Genomic DNA, 3,202 nt, shown 5'->3' with positions numbered 1-3,202 from the left:
AGCATTGCCCGAGCCCGATCTGAGCGTGAATGCAACGGAGGAATATGTGGCACCGAGAGACAAAATAGAGGAAATATTGGCTGAAATATGGGGAAAAGTCCTGAAAGTCGAACGGGTAGGCATTAAGGATCACTTTCTGAATCTGGGGGGAGATTCTATTAAAGCCATCCAGATCGTGTCCAAGCTTCACGATTATAAGCTAAAGCTGCAACTGAAGGAACTTTTTGACCATCCTGTGATTGAACAATTGAGTGCCTATGTACAATCTGTCGAACATACTGCTTTTCAAGGAATGGTAACAGGGGAAATCATGCTCACGCCCATCCAAAGCTGGTTTTTTGAGCAGCCTTTTGCAGCAAAACATCACTTCAACCAGTCCGTTCTGTTACATAGGAAACAGGGGTTTGACGAAAGGATGTTAAGAAAAGTGTTCGATCGTTTGGTGGAACACCATGATGCTTTGCGTATTGTAATGCGTGAGAAGGCGGGACAGGTGGTTCTGTTCAACCGAGGCACGGAAGGTGAGCTATACTCGCTGGAGGTAAAGGATCTTACAAATGATGATATATATGATAGCTCCGTAAAGGAAGAAGCCGCCCAGCTTCAGTCCCGCATGGATTTAGAGTGTGGACCTCTGATGCAAGCGGGCTTGTTCAAAACGAAAGACGGTGACTATCTGTGCGTAAGTATTCACCACCTGGTGGTTGACGGGATTTCTTGGCGGATTCTTTTTGAGGATATTTCTACAGGATACCGACAGGCGGAGCAGGGGGAAGAAGTCACATTCAGAGGGAAAACGGACTCTTTCCTGGCATGGTCTGAACAACTTTATACGTATGCCAGCAGCGGGGAGCTTCTGCAAGAAATCACGTACTGGTCCGAGCTGGAGCAGAATGAAATCAAGCCAATTCCCAAGGATCATTCCGTTCATGGCAGAACATATATGGATAGCGATCATATCGAAATCGTGCTGGATGAATTCCAAACCGCCAAGCTGCTTAGAGAAGTGAATAAGGCTTACAATACTGAAATCAACGATGTTCTTTTGACGGCATTGGGAGAGGCTATTCGGGAATGGACAGGAGAAGATAAGGTGCTTGTTAACCTGGAAGGACACGGACGCGAAGAAATCATTCAGGATATGGATATCAGCAGAACCGTAGGCTGGTTTACCGCCCAGTACCCTGTGATTTTGGATATGGAAGGCGTCAAGAACGTGTCTTCCCGGCTTAAAGCCGTCAAAGAAAGCCTACGGCGCATTCCGCAAAAAGGCATCGGCTACGGCATTTTAAAATACCAGACGTTCCCTCGGGACGAGGAAATCTTAAGGTTTAATTTGCACCCTGAGATCAGCTTTAACTACCTGGGGCAGTTTGACCAGGATATCGATACCGACATATTTACCATCTCCGATGTTCTTACCGATGAGACGGTTTCACCCGACATGCAAAGACCTTACTGCTTGGACATTAACGGAAGGGTGACTGATGGAAAACTACGGTTGAGTTTCACCTATCACAAGCACGAATATGAAAAGGCCACGCTGATCACAGTGGCGGAAGGCTTTAAGCGAAATCTGGAGCAAATTATCGAGCATTGCGCATCACAGGAATATACGGAACTGACAGCCAGTGATGTAAGTTCCAGCAACATTACGACGGCGGAGGTAGAAGAGGTATACCGCGCGATGGGGGACTCTAAGCCCAATATCACAGACATTTATACATTGACCCCTATGCAGTCGGGAATGCTCTATCACTTCCTAAGGGAGCAAAACTCGCACGCGTATTTTGAACAAGCCGTGATCAGTCTGGAGGGTGAAATCGATAGGAGCTTGTTTGAGCGTGCTTTCCAGCAGATGATTCAAAGACACGATATTTTGCGGACCGCCTTTGTTTATGAAAAGGTGGAAAAACCGGTTCAGGTCGTTTTAAAGGATAGGCCGGCTGAAATGTTTTTCGAGTTTATTTCCTTCTTAACAGAGGAAGAGAAAGAAAACCATCTCCAAGCCTATTTGGACAAGGATAGAGAAAAGGGTTTTGACCTCACCCGGGAGCCACTGATCAGATTTGCCTTGGTTAGAATGAATGCCCACAGCTATCGTTTCATTTTGAGTTTTCATCATATCATTATGGATGGATGGTGTCTTGGCATTGTATTTAAAGAGCTGCTGGAAATTTACAGTGCGCTTCATAAAGGAAGCATACCGCAATTAGGGACAGTGTATCCTTATCATCAATATATCCAGTGGCTGGAGCAAAGGAATGACCGGGAGACGGGGGCTTACTGGGAGAATTATCTGACAGAGTACGAACAGCCAGCGCTGCTGCCTAAAATCAAAAGTGGTATAGCTAATCCGGGATACATTCAGGAGGAATACGATTTTACGATAAATAAGGAAATGAAGGCGAGTTTGGAGAGAATCGCAAGAGAAAACGGCGCCACGTTAAGTACGGTGATACAGGCCGTATGGGGAATCCTGCTGCAACGGTATAACAATACCCAGGATGTGGTGTTCGGAACGGTTGTCTCGGGAAGACCGGCAGAAATTCAAGGCGTTGAACAGATGGTAGGGCTGTTTATCAATACGATTCCTGTCAGAGTTCGGGCAGAGAAGGAAGAAAGCTTTTCAGACCTGGTTGCCAAACTGCAGCAGGAGGCATGGGCATCGGAGCGGCATCACTATTATCCGCTGGCGGAAATTCAGTCGCGGACTGCCCATGGAGGCGGATTGGTGCAAAACCTGCTAGCCTTTGAAAACTATCCGATAGAGGAAGCTGTCAAAGGACAGGGCGACCACGGAACAGATTTGAGGATTCTGTCCACAAAGGTCTCCGAACAGACAAATTTTGATTTTAATTTCATTGTTGTGCCTGAGAACGATTTGCAGATTAAATTCCGCTACAATAGCTTGGCCTATGACAGAGGCTTTATGGAGCGGGTAGCCGGGCAGATTAAAATGATCATCTGTGAAATCATCCGTTATCCAAAGATGAGGATCGAAGATATCGAAATCGTGCCAGAGGAAGAAAGGAGTACGTTAGTTCGCGGTTTTAACCATACGGAGGCGGAATATCCAAAGGATCAAACGATCCACGGGTTGTTTGAGGAACGAGCGGAGCAAAGAGCAGATCACCTGGCTTTGGTCTGGGGAGAGCAAACGCTGACCTACCGGGAACTGAACGAGCAGGCGAATCGGCTG

Annotated in this window: 1 protein-coding gene; it reads left to right on the top strand. The window is 46.8% G+C overall.

Going from position 1 to position 3,202, the window contains the following annotated elements:
• On the top strand, positions 1 to 3,202 hold a 3,202-nt coding region (locus C1I60_RS24965; protein WP_252361803.1), incomplete at both ends, for a condensation domain-containing protein.

Origin of the sequence: Paenibacillus terrae (assembly GCF_005217525.1) — a bacterium.
Classification (GTDB): Bacteria; Bacillota; Bacilli; order Paenibacillales; family Paenibacillaceae; genus Paenibacillus; species Paenibacillus terrae_C.
This window is presented reverse-complemented; position numbering and strand designations above follow the sequence as displayed.